The organism is Porphyromonas endodontalis, from assembly GCF_052173515.1.
In the GTDB taxonomy this organism is placed as follows: Bacteria; Bacteroidota; Bacteroidia; order Bacteroidales; family Porphyromonadaceae; genus Porphyromonas; species Porphyromonas endodontalis_A.
Genome location: NZ_JBQMYL010000012.1, coordinates 31,394 through 47,241 on the forward strand (window position 1 = coordinate 31,394; position 15,848 = coordinate 47,241).

The window sequence follows — 15,848 nt, forward strand, 5'->3', positions numbered from 1 at the left end:
TACAGGGGCAAAGGTAGATAGCCTCCCTTTCCTCAAAAGTCGCCTATGCGACACTCCCCCCTTTTGTGTTGAAAAATCTTCTCATTCTCCCTTTATAAGTTCATATCTTTGCAACAGAAATAAAAGAAGACTTTATGGGACAACGAAAGGAGATTTGAAGAAGAGAGGTATCACCCAAACGTGGCTCGCCAAAGAGTTCGGCATAAGCTTCAGTATCACCAGCACTTATGTGTGCAACCGTAAAGCCAAACATTACCATCATCTTCAAGGTCGCAGACCTGCTTAATGTCTCACCCAAGGAACTCGTCAAATAGTATGGCTACATTTCTATCAAAAGAAAAACAAAAGCAACTGCAGGAAGAACAGGAGGAACAAAAGCGCAGGCAAGACAACAAACAGCACTGCCAGAAGATTCTTGATGGAATCGGCAAGTTTGATAATACGACAGCTGAGCGAGCAGTATGGGAGCTCATACAGAATGCTCGAGACTTGTCGGAGCATGCAAAAGTTAAGCTTACCTTAACTAGGGATCACTTGATTTTCACCCATGAGGGAAGCCCCTTTGACTATGAGAGCTTCACCTCGCTGATCAAGCAAATCTCATCCGTCCACAAGGAAGAGAAAGATACTGTCGGTCAGTTTGGTACTGGCTTTATGACAACGCATAAGTTTAGCCGCATAGTCAAGATATCGGGAAGCGTAAAACTAGACGAAGGAATCTTCGTTGACATCGAGGATTTTGAACTTGATCGTCGCCCTGATGATCTCCAAGGTATGCTTGAGACAATGAGTAAGCAACTGACTTTTGCAGACAAGCTACTCGATCAAGAGACTAGGGAAAATCCCAGGCCCGAAACCACCTTTGTGTATCAACTGGACGAGATCCGGCTGCCCTATGCAGAGAAAGGGATAGGCATGGCTTTCGACCTTATCCCCTATGTAATGGTACTCAATGAGCGTATTGAGGAGGTATACCTAGACAATACTATTTCAGGTAAATCAATTCTTTTTAAACGAGGAGAGGAGGTTTGTTTGGATGTAACTATAGGCTACTATAAGGTGCAGATTATCCAACAAGGAGGAGATGATAAAGATGTCTATTTCTTGAGGTCTGAAGACAAGAAAGATATCATCATACTGCCTCTCAAGACTAAAGACGAGGCAATATCTTTGGAAGGAGTTCCGAAGTTCTTCATTTATTTCCCGCTACTAGGAACAGAAAACTTTGGGTTGAACTATATTTTCCATAGTGAACGCTTCTATCCCGAGGAACCTCGCAATGCTATCGTGCTACCAGAGGATAATACAGAGAAGAAGAGTAAGTATACCCATAATATAAAAGTTTTTAGTACTATGAGAGTACTTCTCTATGACTACCTAGAGAAGTACTCTGGCTCAATCAAGCATTCACATCTCCTTGCACCAATTGCACTCCCATGTATTAACAAAAAAGAAGATAACGAAAAGGCTAGATTTTACCAAGACCTACAAAATGAGCTTGTGGCAAGGTTCCTAAGCTATCCCTTTGTCGAACTACAAGACAGCAACAGCTCAAAGGTCTCTGTAATTAATGACGAGAATATCCGGTTCCTAGCACCTGATATAGTAACATTTCTCAGGAACGTTGGTGATGGAGAGTATCTTGATGTCGTATACGACTATGCTTCAAAAATCTCAAGACTACCGGCAAAAGAGGTAGTGCTTATCTGGTCAGAAATAATTAAGCAATGGGGGGAATCTGCAACAAATGTATTAGATGAACTTATCAGCCGTAATGTATTCATCGACATAGATGAACTTGTCACAAGTATATCAAGCCATGAGGTTGATGAGGGTCTCCTACGATTTCTTAGGTTCTTGAAGGAGTGCAAGCAAAACCATTATTTCGAAGAAAAGGCCCTCATCCCTAATCGGGAGGGGGAGAGAAAGATAGCTAAAGACCTCCGAAATGCCAAGGATATTCCAGAGGAATTGTACAGTATATGCCACCAACTCATCCCGACAATTACATGTTCATTTGTCTCTATTGCATATACTGAGTTATATGACTTAGTAGAATATCGAAGAGAAGACCTGAAGAAGGATATCAATCACTTCACCTCATTGTTGAAAGATCAAAGAAGCTGGAGTGACGATATATTGAGTGCTCTACTCAAGTATTGCTCTATATTCCCCACTCAAGAGGGAAGCTCTACTCGTGACAAAGCTATGCCCATGATTTGCGCACTACATGGTCGCCCTTATAACAGGCAATATATTCCTCCACTCCCAGATATAGAGACTGATAAAGAGCAAGATCTATATCGCACGGCTTTTGATGTTCTAGTGGAGTATAGCCTTGGGGTGATAGAGGGTTATGGCAGGGAGAAAGACAGCTCCTGGTTGAAAGAGGAGGCAAACAAAGATCTACACTACAAACTTCTCCAGGCTCTCAGCAACAAAGATCGACCAACCACTTACCAAAAGGAGTTTTTCCCTAAATATGCTATTATTCCGAACCAAGAAGGAGTGCTCTGTTTGGTGGAAAACTTAAATATCTTAGCAGATAGAGAGAAGATTCCTCAGGATGCCCAAGCCAAACTATTAGAGGTATATCTAAAGGTATTCAATGAGTCATACAAGGCTAAGCTTACCGAAGAGCAGTATGTTGAGTTTGTTCAAGTCAAAGAGGTAAAAGCTCAAGATATCGGGCGTATGATTGAGGAGAAGCTGAAGGAGGATGAGTATGGACCCTCTAGCACTATCGATATTATCAAGGAATTAGACTCTGAAGCTAAAAATCAAGACGAGAAATATTGGAGTAGGTGGTTTAGTAATATCCAATCCAATAAGGCTAACATCTTTTTAAATCGCTTGCAAGGAGCCGAACGAGACCATACGTATCAATTTATGCAAGCCGAGGCATCTAAAAAGGCAAAAGTGGCCGAGCTTATGGATAATCCAAACTTTGAGAACATTGTAGCTAAAGCTGAAGAAAGCCTAAAGATAGAAAGGGAGCGAGACGCCTCCTTCGGACATATGCTTAGTATCGGGAAGGAGATAGAGAAGCGTTTCCGAAGATATCTCCAAACGGAACTACTTGTTGAGTGGCGTGAGATTGACAAGCCCATGGAGGTAAATGACATCCAAAATGGGCAAGACATTATCATAAAATACAATGGAGAGATAATTTACTTTATTGAAGTCAAAAGTAAGTGGAACTTTGACCAGCCAGCCCACATGAGCACAAATCAGATGCGTCAAGCAGTCCTGAACCAAGATTGCTACGCCTTGTGTTGTGTAGACTTAACAGAACATGGGGCATCTAACCTTGACAGTTTAGAGGATAAGATTATTGTCGATAATACTTATGTTCACCTTGACATAGGGAAAAAGCTAAAGTTCTTTTTAGAGAGGATTGTCGATGATAATAGCGATGAGGAGACTCATCTAAAGATCAAAGACTATCAGAGCTCGCTCAATAAAGGATTCTTCACCAGTGGAGCAAGAGGATTGGAGCCTTTGATTGATGCCATCCATAAAAGAATCCCCAAACTAGAGGGAGATAGTCTTTAGTGTTAAGATTCATACACGACGGGGGTATAGAAGCGGAAGGGTCTTGATATCCTTGCTGTATCTTTCAGATAAAGAGGGGAGGCATTGGGGGAGACGTTGTTTTTTTTGGAAAAAAGAAAAGGGAGTAGATTGTGCGCAATGCGCACAATCTACTCCCTTTGGTGCGGAGAGAGAGGGATTCAAACCCCCGGAACGGACAAGCCGTTCACCGGATTTCGAGTCCGGCCCAATCGGTCACTCTGGCATCTCTCCTGGTTGCTAGAACCAGCGACAAAGGTACGAAAGAAATTCGAAAAAGATTATTTGCAGATTCCCGTAGCTCCCAGTATCAAATGCAACCGCCAGGCGGGAGTCATGACAAAGTTCCATCTAACGCTAGGGGACGAAGACTTTGCCCACATCAAAAGCTCTCCCAATCCTTAATATCGTAGAGCGAATAGGCTTTCCCCTTTGGGTAGTAGTCCTCTATCTTTTCACTTCGAGGAGTGGATTTGTCTAGAATAGTGAGCGTCCGACTCTCTTCGAATTCATCATCATCCCAAGCACCTCGACTCACGGTATGCTTTACATAAGCAACTACTTTACCCTCCTCTAATTTGTAATAAACCTCCTCAAAACTAAGTCCGCCCGAGTGTTCCTCATAGTACCGAACAAACCCATCTGAATAGTAAGCATAGTCGGCAAGTCCACCGGATATTCGCTCACAGATCAGTTCAACAACGCCATCCACATAGGAGTAGACCCCATACCAATTATACTGTCTAACCTTCTCCTTCATGATGAGCAATTCGGGAGAACCATTCCGGTCGAGGTCTACAAGTTTGTAAACATACTCCTCGGGCTTGAACTCCTCGTTATACTTCTCCGGCCACATCTTCCCTATGGCCTCCTGTAGTGAAGGTTTCTTATCGGGTTGTGGACAGAAGGCTGACAGCAAGAATGCCACAGCACACACAACAAAGATTTTTACGCTTTTCATAAGAACGACATTATAGGTTATTCTCTAAAGAGTCGACTTCATCTTCGACTGGATTCTCCTCAACTTCAGAAGGTTGTGGTTGGGCCCTCTCGGTCGAGTCTTCCTCCATCGTCTGAGGCTGCTCGGGGAGAGTATCCGTAGTAACTTCGGGCTTGGACTCTTCCGGTTTAGCAATAGTATGAGGTTTAGCCACTACGGGATTATCATCAATCGTAATGACAGGAATCTCTCTTCCCTCAGATTCATTCACCCACATATCCTTGGGACCGGGATTGATAATAATCGGCATGTTGGGCTGAACGTATTTCACGAGTTCTAAGATATTATCATTGTGAATACGGATACAACCATGGCTACACCGCCTCCCAAGAGCCCATGGAGCACAAGTGCCATGGATACCTACCGGTAGGTTCCCCTCCCCCTTGATGCGAATAAATCGCGGGCCGTATTGCCCTCGAACAGGACTTGTATAGCCGTTATCGTCCGTATAAAGCCAGTCGGTACTGTCGAACGTTTCTCCGGCATAGAAGAAGCCTTCTGGGGTACGGCAGTCGCCTTTCTTTGCTTTATGACCATAGTTGCGAGCACAAGCGCAGGTATACTCTTTCTCCTTGACTCCATAGCGATTGTAGAGGAGCACACGCATAGATGCCTTATCCACAACGATGAAATAATCAAATCGATTGTTCATCAATCGCTCGCAGTAGGGTAGGTTCTCACGAGCCATTCGGGGCAAAATCCCCTCCTTATATTGCTTTGCATGGCTCGATTTTTCCATATAGAGGAGAGCCTCATCTGCATCAACAAAGGCGTGGTAAAGCGTATCATTCGCCTCCCATTCAGCCACTTGCTGCTCAATGGAGAGCGTATCCGGCTCTACAATTGTATCTGTAGGAACGGTTTGCTCCTGCTCTTTTTGTGAAGACCCCGTACAGCTCCCTAGGAGTAGAATGAGAGGGGCAATTGCCACTAATAAATACTTCTTCATGAGTTTTTCAACCTTATAATTTTAGGGTTCTACCCCTCACCTCCCCAAAAGAGTTGAGGTGTAATCTCTCTAAATTATCCTGCAAATGTACAAAATCTCATCCTAAGCGCACTATTTACGCCACAACCAATCCAGGGAATCAAGTCTTTAAGACACGAAAGGGGCATTGTGGGATTCCCTATGTATCACTCTAAAGAATAGAAGCAATTCTAGTAAGAAAAGGGAGAGCCCTTCGTGATGAATCCGGCAAAGTCAGCGAAAAAGGGATTAGGTCTCTCCTTAATAAACTCGTACCTTTGCGCCATGGATATTGTAGTAATAGGGAGCGGAGGCGTTGCCGAAAGCCTTGTATTCTCATTGGCTCAAGCCGGGGTTGCTCCAAGAGTTATTGTAAGCCCCACTCCGGGGCACGCAGAGCGTCTACGCGATCTCTATGCGCCTGAGAGTTCTGTCTTGCATGACTTGGTGGAAATGCCACGGAATGCGGATATTTATCTTTTGGCTGTCACAGATACGGCTATTGCTTCGTGTGCAGCTCAGATGCCCTCCACATCAGGAGTTTGGTTACACACGGCGGCTTGCGTACCCGTAGAGACCCTTACTCAGTATCACCCCAATAGTGGTATCTTCTATCCCCTCAACACCTTTAGTAAAGGGCGTCCCCTCAGTTGGCAAGGCATCCCTCTCTTTGTGGAACATCGGAGTGAGATTGCCGCCCAAGCTATACAGCAGTTGGCAAAGGTTTTACACGTAGAGCCTCGCCCTTCTACACTTACGCTCCGCCAAGAGATCCATGTAGCAGCCGTTTTTGCTTGCAACTTTGTCAATCACCAATGGGCTATTGCCTCAGAATTACTTGAGCAACACCAGATCCCTCGGGAGGTGCTACATCCTCTCATCCAAGAGACGTTGCAAAAAGCGATAGCACTCGACCCTAGAGATACCCAAACGGGGCCCGCGCTCCGTGGCGATACTGCTACCTTGGCAGCCCATCGCGCTTTACTGGCGGAGAGCAGAGAGGCAATCCGAACCCTCTACGACGTGACCTCACAATCCATTTGGTCAATGTATCACCCCGAGACTTCCCTATCCCATGAGTAGTATCCCCTACAATTTGCAAGAGATTAAAGCCTTTGTTTTTGATATAGACGGAGTAATTAGCCGTAGCACCTGCCCCCTCGACGAGGATGGCACCCCTCATAGAACGGTAAACGTAAAAGATGGTTATGCCCTACAATTTGCCGTAAAAAGGGGCTTCGTGGTGGGCGTTATCACCGGCGGATACACCCCTGCAATGGCGCTTCGGATGGCACATCTTGGTATCGAAGACTACTACCAACAATCGCGCAACAAGGTGCGAGACTTAGAAGATCTAATGGAAAAACATCAGCTCCAGCCCCAAGAGGTCGTCTATGTAGGCGACGATATCCCCGATTTGGAAGTAATGCGCCGAGTTGGACTCGCTGTGGCGCCCCAAGATGCGGTTCCGGAGATTTTGGCCTTGGCGCATTATATCTCGCACTGCTGTGGCGGCGAAGGGGTAGCCCGAGACGTGATAGAACAAACCCTCCGTGCCCAAGGACTATGGGGGAGCGAAGGTGCCGGACTCGCTTGGTAACGAGTGGCAACAGGATTAGAAAGAGCATATGAAAGTAGTATTAGCAACTCAATCCCCACGGCGTCACGAGCTTTTTTCGGGGCTAGATATTCCCTTCACAATTCGCCTGATTGAGGGTATAGACGAGAGCTATCCGAGCACACTTCCCCTCCATCAAATCCCCCAATATATAGCGGAGCGAAAGGCTCTTGCCTACCAAGCTTCTCTTGCAGAAGACGAAGTAGTACTAACGGCAGATACGGTGGTAATTGTGGGAGACAAAGTGCTGGGCAAACCGCATTTCCCCGAGGAGGCGAGGGCTATGCTGCACGAGCTCTCGGGGCATGAGCACCAAGTCTCTACCGGAGTGGCTCTCATGGGACCGGATGGAAGAGGCACCTCATTTGTAGCTACTACACGCGTTTGGTTTGCATCGCTTAGCGAGGAGCAGATTGACTACTACTTGCGTTCTTACCACCCCTACGACAAGGCCGGAGCCTACGGCATCCAAGAGTGGATTGGCTATGTAGCCATAGAAAAAATCGAGGGTTCGTTTTACAACGTAATGGGCTTGCCCGTGCATCTTGTATATCAGACTCTCCAAAAATGGCAGGTATGCGAAAAAAAATTCGTACCTTTGCCCACCGTTATAGTAGACAAAGAATAGATTATAGGATAAGTAGCGATGAAAAGAACGTTCCAACCCTCGAACCGAAAGAGAAAGAACAAGCACGGATTCCGTGCCCGTATGGCAACGGCAAATGGTCGCCGTGTACTTGCTTCGCGCCGTGCTAAAGGTCGTGCCAAGCTAACGGTTTCGGACGAGTATTAAAACACACAAGGCTCTCTTGCCCTTTCCCGCTGAAAGGAGAGAGTCCCGAGGTCAAGCAGGGGCAAACTCAGGGCGCGGCAAGCGCCGCGAGGACTTGACCGAACAGCCCCCTATTGTTAGCCCTCCCAAACTCAGAGTCTCCGTCGTTTTATACGAAGAGGTAGCCTAGTTTGGGAGGTTTTCTTGTCTCCAAAGAAATGATAGATCGGCTGCTCTCAAGCTAGAGTTGCCCAACCTAAGAAAATCAATACCCTATAGATAAATTGGGTTTGTTGCACTTTTGTTGTACTTTTGACAAGAGAAAACAGAATTTTTAGAGATATGAGTAATACCTCCCCTTCGCAACAATCCCTTTCGGAGAAGGCTCCTACCCATTTAAGACCCTTTATTTTTATGGTAATACTGATGGCACTCATCGGTTTTATCACAAGTCTTAATCAACAATTTCAAGCCCCCCTCAAAGAAACTTTTTTGGCAGAGAGTGGTGCGCTCAAGAACGCCTTTGCCACCTTTATTACCTTTTCTTTTTTCTTGTCCTATCTCTTGATGGGGCCCGTAAGTGCTCGTTATTTACAACGCTGCGGCTACAAGAAAACACTGCTCAAAGGGATCGTAGTTGTTGCTTTTTCGCTCATTGTTTTTGAGCTATCAGCCCTCAGTTTCCAATGGATTGGTGAGGGGTCGCTCAATCATATCACTATTGGGAGTATCCGGTTACCTCTAGGATACTTTTTGTTTTTGATAGGGTCGTTCGTATCGGGTACGGGGCTGACCTATCTGCAATCGTCTGTTAATCCCTACGTTGTTGTCTGTAACGTACCTCATACCACGGGGGTAACGCGTCAGAATATCGCCGGTACGGGCAATTCTCTCATGACCACCTTGGTGCCCCTCTTTGTCGGCTTGGTAATTTTTGGTGGCAAAGAAGGGAGTGAACTGGAGGTCAGTGCCATTTTTTTACCCATGGCTATCTTGATTCTCTTTGTTGGTCTCCTCTATTTTGGAGTTAGGACAACAAATTTGCCCGAATTGCCCAATACGACTGAGACGAAAGGGGAGCATCTAGAGCTCTCCGTATTCTCATTCCGTCACCTTACATTAGGCGTTATAGGCATATTTATGTACGTTGGTTGCGAGGTGTGCGTAGGCAGCAATATTGTACTGTACGCCCAGCAGGATCTTGGGATCTCGTACGAAATGGCCGTTAAATGGGCTTCTCTCTATTGGTTTTCTATGCTAGTGGGGCGCTTCTTCTCTAGCTTCCTTTCGATGATCAAAGCCCACATACAACTAGCCGTAAGCACCTTCTGTGCAGGGCTTTTGGTCGTGCTCGCCATCCTCCTCAAGATGCCTTGGTTGCTGATTGGTGTAGGGCTTTTCCACTCTCTTATGTGGGGAGCTATTTTCTCTTTGTCCCTTGAGGGGCTTGGGAAATACACGGCACGCGCTACCGGAGTGTTATTGATGGGCGTTGTCGGCGGAGCCATACTTCCCTTTACACAAGGGCTGCTCGCCGACCTATTCCACAGCTGGACTTGGACATGGCTCCTCATCATTGCAGGGGAGGTATACATGCTCTACTATGCTCTTTGGGGCTACAAACCCAAGCAGGTGAAGAGAGCGTGAAAAAGACTTGGTTACGGGGATAGTAAATGCCCCGACCACAGTTGGGCTTCGCAACCCAGTCTTTACCTTCCCTTTGTCTAGGCAGTAGACTAGGTTTGCAGTAGATTCTGTATATTTGCCGAGCAGGTATGGAAAAATTACGAGAACTACCTCCCGAAGAACAAGATCTCATAGCCGCTCTTCGTGAGCCGAGCAAGCGTCGCACTGCTTTTGCGACCCTCGTTCGGCAGTATTCGCGCCCTCTCTATTGGCAAATCCGTCGTATTGTAATAAACCACTCTATTGCAGACGAATTGGTACAGGAGACCTTTCTCAAGGCGTGGAGGGGACTAGATGCCTTTCGGGGAGAATCGAAAATCTACACTTGGCTCTATCGGATCGCCGTCTTCGAAGCCCTCAACTATGCCGGGAAAGCTAAGAAGCGCAGCGAAAACGTTGTAGAGATAACCGAAGAGAACCGTTACCTGGTGGAGAATGTATCCGGGGATCCCTACTTTGATGGGGATGCCGCCGAGGTGCTATTCCAGCAGGCGATAGCCACACTCCCTCCCAAGCAAAAACAGGTCTTCTTACTGCGCTATTATGAGGAGAAAAACTACTCAGAAATTGCGGAGCTCACAGGCACAAGTGAGGGGGCACTTAAGGCAAGTTATCATCACGCCGTAGCCAAGATAAAACATTATATTGAGGTACACCATTAAACCTTAGCCGCTAAATCTATCCTATATTGTACGAGATATGGGAATTATAATCGAAAAGCATTTCGTCAAAAGATGGGAACTAATAAAGAGCAACTAAACTACGATGCCGAGGAGAGTCGCAGCCACTACACAACTCCCGAAGGGTATTTCGAGACTTTGGAGGAACGTATCATGGCACGTATTGACGAGGAGCCCGTTGTCTTAGAAGAGCAAATAACACCTCCACTAGGCAAGCGGCTTGTATGGCAACGTCTGCGCCCCTACGTTTATTTGGCAGCCTCTTTCGTTCTTACAATTGGCATGTTTAGGGGATTCCGATACATCCGCTCTCAGCATATCCCAAGCCCTGTAATAGAAAAGGAGGCCAAGCTAGAGCAAGAAAAGGACACTCGATACTACGAACTACTTGCCGGTGAATACACAGAAGAATCCGAAGAGGAAAATCTTTGGTTCATGGATGCAAACTATACTGACTAATAACCTCTCCATAATGAAACAATCGACCCTACGTATTTTCTTTATCACCTGCCTATCGCTTTTCTACGGAGCTATTGCCTTCGCTCAAGAGCCCCCCTCAATACCGGAGCGCAGGGCACTGGCGGCACGGCGAGATAAGTTTGTTTGCAAAGAACTCAGCCTGACAAACGAGGAGTGCACCAAGCTAACCATTATATTGCATCAGATGGATGAGGAGCGTATGAATATCTGGGCCGACTTTGGGCAGCTCCATATGCAGATCAAAAAAAATCCGCAAGCATCACAGGCGGAGATGGCTCAGTATCTAAAGCTAAAGAGCGAATGCAAGATCAAAGATGCCAAGCTTGTGGAGGAATACTACCTGAAACTCTCCAACGTACTCCCCCCTGACAAACTTCTCGAATTAGATAAGGTACAGAGGCGTTTTGGGCAAGAATTGTCGCGAGAAAAACACCTCAAATGATTGTTTTGCCGTACCTTTGAGGTCAGTATAAACAAGGAACAATTATTCAAACGTATAAATAGAACCAATGAGTATAACAAAAGACTACTTTGTATCGTGCAGCTACGACCTCTATGCCGGTCCCAACGAAGTACGAGACTTTATAGAGCAAGCCACTCCCGAGAGCCCCATGCAATACCTACATGGTATTGGGATGATGCTCCCTGCTTTTGAGCAAAAACTAGAAGGACTCAAAGAAGGGGAAGCTTTCGATTTTGAGCTTACGCCCGAAAATGGTTACGGGGAGCGTTTCTCCGATCGTGTAGTACCTCTAGACTACAAAATCTTCTGTGACGAAGACGGAAAATTCGACGAAGAGCACGTATTCGTAGGTGCTCGCGTACCTATGCAAACAGCTGATGGGCAACGCATCGAAGGTCAGGTAGTAGATATGAACGACCAAAAAGTAACCTTGGACTTTAACCATCCTCTTGCCGGTATGCACCTTCACTTCTCGGGCAAGATACTAGAAGCTCATGTTGCTTCTGAGGACGAACGCGCCGAGATTGAGGCTCTTCTGCATCCCCACGGAGGTAGCTGCGGTTGCGGTTGCCACGACGAAGATGGCGAGGGCGGTTGCGAAGGTGGTTGCTGTGGAGGATGCCACTAATCCGCCTTTATCCCTAAAATAAATCCCTATAGCTCCCCTCTCCGCTCTAGAAAAGTGGAAGAGGGGAGTTTTATTTTTCACCTATATGAATACATTTGGCCAGCATCTTCGCTTGACAACCTTTGGAGAGTCGCACGGAAAAGCTATCGGTGGTATACTGGATGGAATGCCTGCCGGGGTTCGTATTGACCTCCTAGAGGTGCAGAAATTCCTCGACCATCGCCGCCCAGGCTCCAGCCTGAGCGTTACGCAACGCCGGGAGGCGGATAGAGTTGAGGTCTTGTCAGGACTTCTCCCCGATGGCACAACCACGGGAGCTCCGATAGGCTTTATTATTGCCAACCAAGATGCTCGCAGTGCGGATTATAGGCCTTTGGAGCATCTGTATCGCCCCTCTCATGCCGATTTCACCTACCACGAGAAGTACGGAGTGCCTCCACAACCCGGTGGCGGACGAGCCTCGGCACGCGAAACAGCTGTGCGCTGCGCTGCAGGAGCGATGACCTTGCAATTATTACAACCCTTAGGGGTAAAAATCTATCCCTATATCAGGGGTATTGGAGAAGTACAGCTCCCCTCGGATGCGCTTACGGATCTTGATTTGGATAAGATATACCACTCTTCGGTGCGCTGCCCCCACCCTATTTGGGCGGCTAAACTAGAGAACAACCTTACCGAAGTGCGCCGGAGTGGTGATAGCGTGGGAGGGCTTGTGGAGTGCCTAGTGCAGGGAGTCCCTGTTGGTTGGGGTAGCCCCCTCTACGATAAACTCTCGGCACGATTGGCTTTTGCGATGCTCTCCATCAATGCTGTAAAAGGCTTTGAGATAGGGGATGGATTCGCCCTTGCACGTTGCTTGGGTAGTCATGTAAACGACGTTATGGAGCGCACCGAATGCGGTACTATAGCCTTTCGTACCAACCACTCGGGAGGTATACAAGGAGGAATCTCTACGGGAGCCGAAATTCGCTTCTCCGTAGCCTTCAAACCCACCCCCACCATTGCACTGGAGCAAGAGACGCTCAACCTAGAGGGAGAGGCTGTGTGCTTTGCAGGTACCGGACGGCACGATCCCTGCGTAGCTCTACGCGGCGTAAGCGTGGTACACGCCATGACGGCTCTTGTCTTAGCCGACGCCTACCTAGCCTCCCGCTAACCCAAACTAAGCCTTCCACGGACCAATAGGCACGCCCTCTCTCCCTTCCCCTCCCCTTGTATCTAGTCATCCCTTAAAAAGACTATCTAACGAGTTCAACTGCGTCAATGGGGAAGATTTATAGGGACTAGAGACAGAACAAAAAAAAGGCTGGGGGGGAAACCCTCAGCCTTTTTTGTATTCGGAGTAATCAGTAGTGCCTTAGCAGAGAAAACTCTTGAGCTGATCGCACTTATTTCCTGCACGCAACTTACGAATTGCCTTTTCCTTAATCTGGCGAACTCTCTCGCGAGTAAGTCCGAACTTATCGCCAATCTCCTCGAGCGTCATCTCCGGATTAGGACCAATCCCGAAGAAGAGCTTTATAATCTCAGCTTCACGCTCAGAAAGTGTAGAGAGCACTCGATCAATCTCTGTATTGAGCGAGTCGCGCATCAGAGAGCGGTCTGTGCTGGGAGCATCTTCGTTTACGAGTACATCCAAGAGACTATTGTCCTCGCCATCCACAAAGGGGGCATCTATAGAGACGTGCTTACTGAACGACTTAAGCGTAACAGCCACCTTCTCTTCGCTTTGATCAAGGATAATGGCGAGTTCCGCAATAGAGGGACGTCGCTCGTTTTCTTGCTCAAATTGCTCAATAGCTTTCTTGATCTTAGCTTGAGCACCTACCTGATTGAGAGGGAGACGTACAATACGAGACTGCTCTGCCAATGCTTGCAAGATGGATTGACGGATCCACCACACAGCATAAGAGATAAACTTAAAACCGCGGGTTTCGTCGAACTTCTCGGCAGCTTTGATAAGGCCTAAGTTACCTTCGTCTATGAGGTCGGGGAGGCTCAGACCTTGGTTCTGATACTGCTTCGCCACCGACACTACGAATCGCAAATTGGCACGTGTGAGTTTGTCTTGAGCACGGCGATTGCCTCGGCGAATCTCCTGTGCAAGGCGCACCTCTTCATCCACATCAATAAGCTCTTCTCTACCAATCTCTTGCAGATATTTATCGAGAGACGCGCTCTCACGATTGGTAATGGACTTAGTAATCTTTAGTTGTCTCATATATAATACATTCTTCTATTCTCTCTACGCTTCTCAGCACCATCCATCGCCTGGGGAGATGAGGTTAGCGAAAGAAGACAAGCCTTGTGGTAGCTACTATCCCATGCAGAGGCATACTGCTTCTTTGGAGAGCTTCTATCACAAGTCTTGCTCTTAGTTGTTCTCGGCAAGGGAGGCTTCGGGATGCTATTCTCTGGATAGCTTCGGCGACGCCCTACCTTGCTGTTACGGCACCTATCCGCCCCTTACGAGGCAAGAGCCACAGCCCTTTTACAATAGGTCTATAACATAATACTTTGTACGCCCATTGGGGTAGAATCCTTTTAGGAGTAGGCTACCATCTCCTCTGCGGGATTGCTGCACCTGAGTGATGGCTCTACGAGCCTCCTCTACGGAGCGTACCGGTTTATTGTTGACAGAAAGGATGATAAATCCTTCCTTAATGCCTGCTTCTTTGAATTTACCATCACCCACTTTGGCCACGGCTACACCATAAGAAACGCCATACGCACGCTTTTGTTCATTGGTTAGCGCCTTTAGCTGAGCACCCAGCATCACCTTGGGATCATTATGGATGATCTGCTCCCCACCCTCTTCGTTTTTGAGTGTGACCTTTAGCATTTTGGTGCTACCCTTGCGATTAACGGTTACTTCTACCTTATCACCGGGGCGGCGAATGCTGATGAGATCTTGGAGCTGTGCCATATTCTTGACGGGCTTACCATCTACGGCCGTAATCACGTCATGCTCTTCCATCCCTGCGGAGAAGGCTCCACTGCGCTCTGCAAAGGTGGTTACAACTACACCTTCGTTTACCTTGAGCCCTAGCTTTTCTTTGATTTCACTCGTAACGTCAGTGCCTCCGATCCCAAGAACCGCACGCTGTACGGAACCAAACTTTTTGATGTCGGCCACTACCTTGGCAGCACTATTGATGGGGACGGCAAACGAGTAACCTGCGTAGTTGCCCGTTTGAGAATAAATCATCGTATTGATACCCACCAATTCGCCGGCTGCGTTTACAAGAGCACCTCCACTATTACCGGGATTTACGGCAGCATCGGTCTGAATAAATCCACCGATCTTGCTTCCACCCTCCGAAGCTGTGGAGCGAGCCTTAGCACTTACAATCCCGGCTGTAACAGTACTGGTCAAATTAAAGGGGTTACCTACGGCCAAAACCCACTCTCCAACTTTGAGCGCATCGCTATTACCAAAAGGAATGGTAGGGAGATCTTCTGCATCCACCTTGATAAGGGCGATATCGCTAGCCGGGTCGCTACCTATAAGTTTGGCACTGAGGGTACGATTATCGTTGAGGGTAACGGAGATCTTATTGGCATTATCAACAACGTGATTATTGGTAATGATGTACCCATCGGTACTGATAATTACTCCGGAACCATAGCCTACAACGGGACGCGAGCTTGGGCGATCGAAACTACCACTCCCCCCTCCGAAGAAAAATTCGAAAGGATCCATATAGCTCTGATCTATCTGCTGCTCACCCTCTACTTTGATATGTACTACAGAATGCACCGAAGCCTCTGCTGCCGGTACAAGATCGGGTGCATTACCCACACTACGGGTCATATCGAAGCCCATAGCGGCATTCCGGAAAGCCCCTCCATCGACCTCCGTCGAAGCCATTCGACGCGCCGAGCGACGTTCCATTAGAGAGTAAACACCGACGGATACAGACGCACTCAGAAGAGCAACGCCCATAGCCCCTAAAATGATTTTCTGAATTCGTTTCATAG

At 47.3% G+C, this 15,848-nt stretch carries 15 protein-coding genes, 1 tRNA gene and 1 pseudogene; 12 read left to right on the forward strand and 5 right to left on the reverse strand.

Annotated elements, in window-relative coordinates; genetic code table 11:
• Positions 1-154 precede the first annotated feature (154 nt).
• Positions 155-314, forward strand: a pseudogene (locus ACTTHR_RS06725) (helix-turn-helix domain-containing protein).
• A gap of 1 nt (position 315) precedes the next feature.
• Entirely contained in the window at positions 316-3,555 is a 3,240-nt protein-coding gene (locus ACTTHR_RS06730) for a sacsin N-terminal ATP-binding-like domain-containing protein (protein WP_442605619.1), read from the forward strand.
• Positions 3,556-3,719: 164 nt separating this feature from the next.
• On the opposite strand, the gene ACTTHR_RS06735 is transcribed toward ACTTHR_RS06730, so the two are convergent.
• From ACTTHR_RS06735 to ACTTHR_RS06745, 3 genes are all read right to left on the reverse strand, one after another.
• Positions 3,720-3,807, reverse strand: a tRNA-Ser gene (locus tag ACTTHR_RS06735).
• Positions 3,808-3,955: 148 nt separating this feature from the next.
• Positions 3,956-4,534 carry a hypothetical protein gene (locus ACTTHR_RS06740; RefSeq protein WP_442605620.1) on the reverse strand — a complete coding sequence of 193 codons (579 nt, stop codon included), beginning with the start codon at positions 4,532-4,534 and terminating at the stop codon, positions 3,956-3,958.
• 10 nt (positions 4,535-4,544) lie between these two features.
• A complete protein-coding gene (locus ACTTHR_RS06745; RefSeq protein WP_442605621.1) occupies positions 4,545-5,522 on the reverse strand; it encodes a L,D-transpeptidase in 978 nt (325 codons plus the stop codon).
• 237 nt (positions 5,523-5,759) lie between these two features.
• On the opposite strand from ACTTHR_RS06745, the gene ACTTHR_RS06750 reads away from it, so the two are divergent.
• From ACTTHR_RS06750 to aroC, 10 genes are all read left to right on the forward strand, one after another.
• Positions 5,760-6,623 carry a Rossmann-like and DUF2520 domain-containing protein gene (locus tag ACTTHR_RS06750; RefSeq protein ID WP_442605622.1) on the forward strand — a complete coding sequence of 288 codons (864 nt, stop codon included), beginning with the start codon at positions 5,760-5,762 and terminating at the stop codon, positions 6,621-6,623.
• Entirely contained in the window at positions 6,616-7,140 is a 525-nt protein-coding gene (locus ACTTHR_RS06755; RefSeq protein ID WP_442605623.1) for a KdsC family phosphatase, read from the forward strand. The genes ACTTHR_RS06750 and ACTTHR_RS06755 overlap by 8 nt, the downstream gene beginning before the upstream one ends.
• 28 nt (positions 7,141-7,168) lie before the next feature.
• The gene (locus ACTTHR_RS06760) at positions 7,169-7,786 is read left to right on the forward strand and encodes a Maf family nucleotide pyrophosphatase (protein WP_442605624.1); all 618 of its coding nucleotides are present in this window, start codon (positions 7,169-7,171) and stop codon (positions 7,784-7,786) included.
• Positions 7,787-7,804: 18 nt separating this feature from the next.
• Positions 7,805-7,951 (forward strand): 50S ribosomal protein L34, encoded by a 147-nt coding sequence (gene rpmH / locus ACTTHR_RS06765; protein WP_004333961.1) that lies wholly within the window; start codon positions 7,805-7,807, stop codon positions 7,949-7,951.
• Positions 7,952-8,272: 321 nt separating this feature from the next.
• Entirely contained in the window at positions 8,273-9,577 is a 1,305-nt protein-coding gene (locus tag ACTTHR_RS06770; RefSeq protein WP_442605625.1) for an MFS transporter, read from the forward strand.
• A 128-nt stretch (positions 9,578-9,705) separates the two neighbouring features.
• Complete coding sequence (locus ACTTHR_RS06775) at positions 9,706-10,278, forward strand: RNA polymerase sigma factor (protein ID WP_424038695.1); 573 nt, start codon at positions 9,706-9,708, stop codon at positions 10,276-10,278.
• 72 nt (positions 10,279-10,350) lie between these two features.
• Positions 10,351-10,755: a hypothetical protein gene (locus ACTTHR_RS06780; RefSeq protein WP_442605626.1), complete on the forward strand. Its 405-nt coding sequence runs from the start codon at positions 10,351-10,353 to the stop codon at positions 10,753-10,755.
• 13 nt (positions 10,756-10,768) lie between these two features.
• Positions 10,769-11,218 (forward strand): hypothetical protein, encoded by a 450-nt coding sequence (locus ACTTHR_RS06785; RefSeq protein WP_004333893.1) that lies wholly within the window; start codon positions 10,769-10,771, stop codon positions 11,216-11,218.
• Between the two features lie 67 nt (positions 11,219-11,285).
• Positions 11,286-11,867 (forward strand): FKBP-type peptidyl-prolyl cis-trans isomerase, encoded by a 582-nt coding sequence (locus tag ACTTHR_RS06790; protein ID WP_377452781.1) that lies wholly within the window; start codon positions 11,286-11,288, stop codon positions 11,865-11,867.
• A gap of 85 nt (positions 11,868-11,952) precedes the next feature.
• Positions 11,953-13,023, forward strand: a complete 1,071-nt coding sequence (gene aroC, locus ACTTHR_RS06795) for a chorismate synthase (RefSeq protein ID WP_442605627.1) — start codon at positions 11,953-11,955, stop codon at positions 13,021-13,023.
• 201 nt (positions 13,024-13,224) lie between these two features.
• On the opposite strand, the gene ACTTHR_RS06800 is transcribed toward aroC, so the two are convergent.
• Together ACTTHR_RS06800 and ACTTHR_RS06805 are read right to left on the reverse strand one after the other, a co-directional pair.
• Positions 13,225-14,088 carry a sigma-70 family RNA polymerase sigma factor gene (locus tag ACTTHR_RS06800; protein ID WP_004333914.1) on the reverse strand — a complete coding sequence of 288 codons (864 nt, stop codon included), beginning with the start codon at positions 14,086-14,088 and terminating at the stop codon, positions 13,225-13,227.
• 270 nt (positions 14,089-14,358) lie between these two features.
• On the reverse strand, positions 14,359-15,846 hold the full coding sequence (locus ACTTHR_RS06805) for a Do family serine endopeptidase (RefSeq protein WP_442605628.1): 1,488 nt from the start codon (positions 15,844-15,846) through the stop codon (positions 14,359-14,361).
• Between the last annotated feature and the right edge of the window lie 2 nt (positions 15,847-15,848).

Bases quoted from the DNA above. Each gene is read 5' to 3' on its own strand.
- ACTTHR_RS06730 (WP_442605619.1), top strand. From the start codon at position 316: ATGGCTACATTTCTATCAAAAGAAAAACAAAAGCAACTGCAGGAAGAA.
- ACTTHR_RS06740 (WP_442605620.1), bottom strand. From the start codon at position 4,534: ATGAAAAGCGTAAAAATCTTTGTTGTGTGTGCTGTGGCATTCTTGCTG.
- ACTTHR_RS06745 (WP_442605621.1), bottom strand. From the start codon at position 5,522: ATGAAGAAGTATTTATTAGTGGCAATTGCCCCTCTCATTCTACTCCTA.
- ACTTHR_RS06750 (WP_442605622.1), top strand. From the start codon at position 5,760: ATGAATCCGGCAAAGTCAGCGAAAAAGGGATTAGGTCTCTCCTTAATA.
- ACTTHR_RS06755 (WP_442605623.1), top strand. From the start codon at position 6,616: ATGAGTAGTATCCCCTACAATTTGCAAGAGATTAAAGCCTTTGTTTTT.
- ACTTHR_RS06760 (WP_442605624.1), top strand. From the start codon at position 7,169: ATGAAAGTAGTATTAGCAACTCAATCCCCACGGCGTCACGAGCTTTTT.
- rpmH (WP_004333961.1), top strand. From the start codon at position 7,805: ATGAAAAGAACGTTCCAACCCTCGAACCGAAAGAGAAAGAACAAGCAC.
- ACTTHR_RS06770 (WP_442605625.1), top strand. From the start codon at position 8,273: ATGAGTAATACCTCCCCTTCGCAACAATCCCTTTCGGAGAAGGCTCCT.
- ACTTHR_RS06775 (WP_424038695.1), top strand. From the start codon at position 9,706: ATGGAAAAATTACGAGAACTACCTCCCGAAGAACAAGATCTCATAGCC.
- ACTTHR_RS06780 (WP_442605626.1), top strand. From the start codon at position 10,351: ATGGGAACTAATAAAGAGCAACTAAACTACGATGCCGAGGAGAGTCGC.
- ACTTHR_RS06785 (WP_004333893.1), top strand. From the start codon at position 10,769: ATGAAACAATCGACCCTACGTATTTTCTTTATCACCTGCCTATCGCTT.
- ACTTHR_RS06790 (WP_377452781.1), top strand. From the start codon at position 11,286: ATGAGTATAACAAAAGACTACTTTGTATCGTGCAGCTACGACCTCTAT.
- aroC (WP_442605627.1), top strand. From the start codon at position 11,953: ATGAATACATTTGGCCAGCATCTTCGCTTGACAACCTTTGGAGAGTCG.
- ACTTHR_RS06800 (WP_004333914.1), bottom strand. From the start codon at position 14,088: ATGAGACAACTAAAGATTACTAAGTCCATTACCAATCGTGAGAGCGCG.
- ACTTHR_RS06805 (WP_442605628.1), bottom strand. From the start codon at position 15,846: ATGAAACGAATTCAGAAAATCATTTTAGGGGCTATGGGCGTTGCTCTT.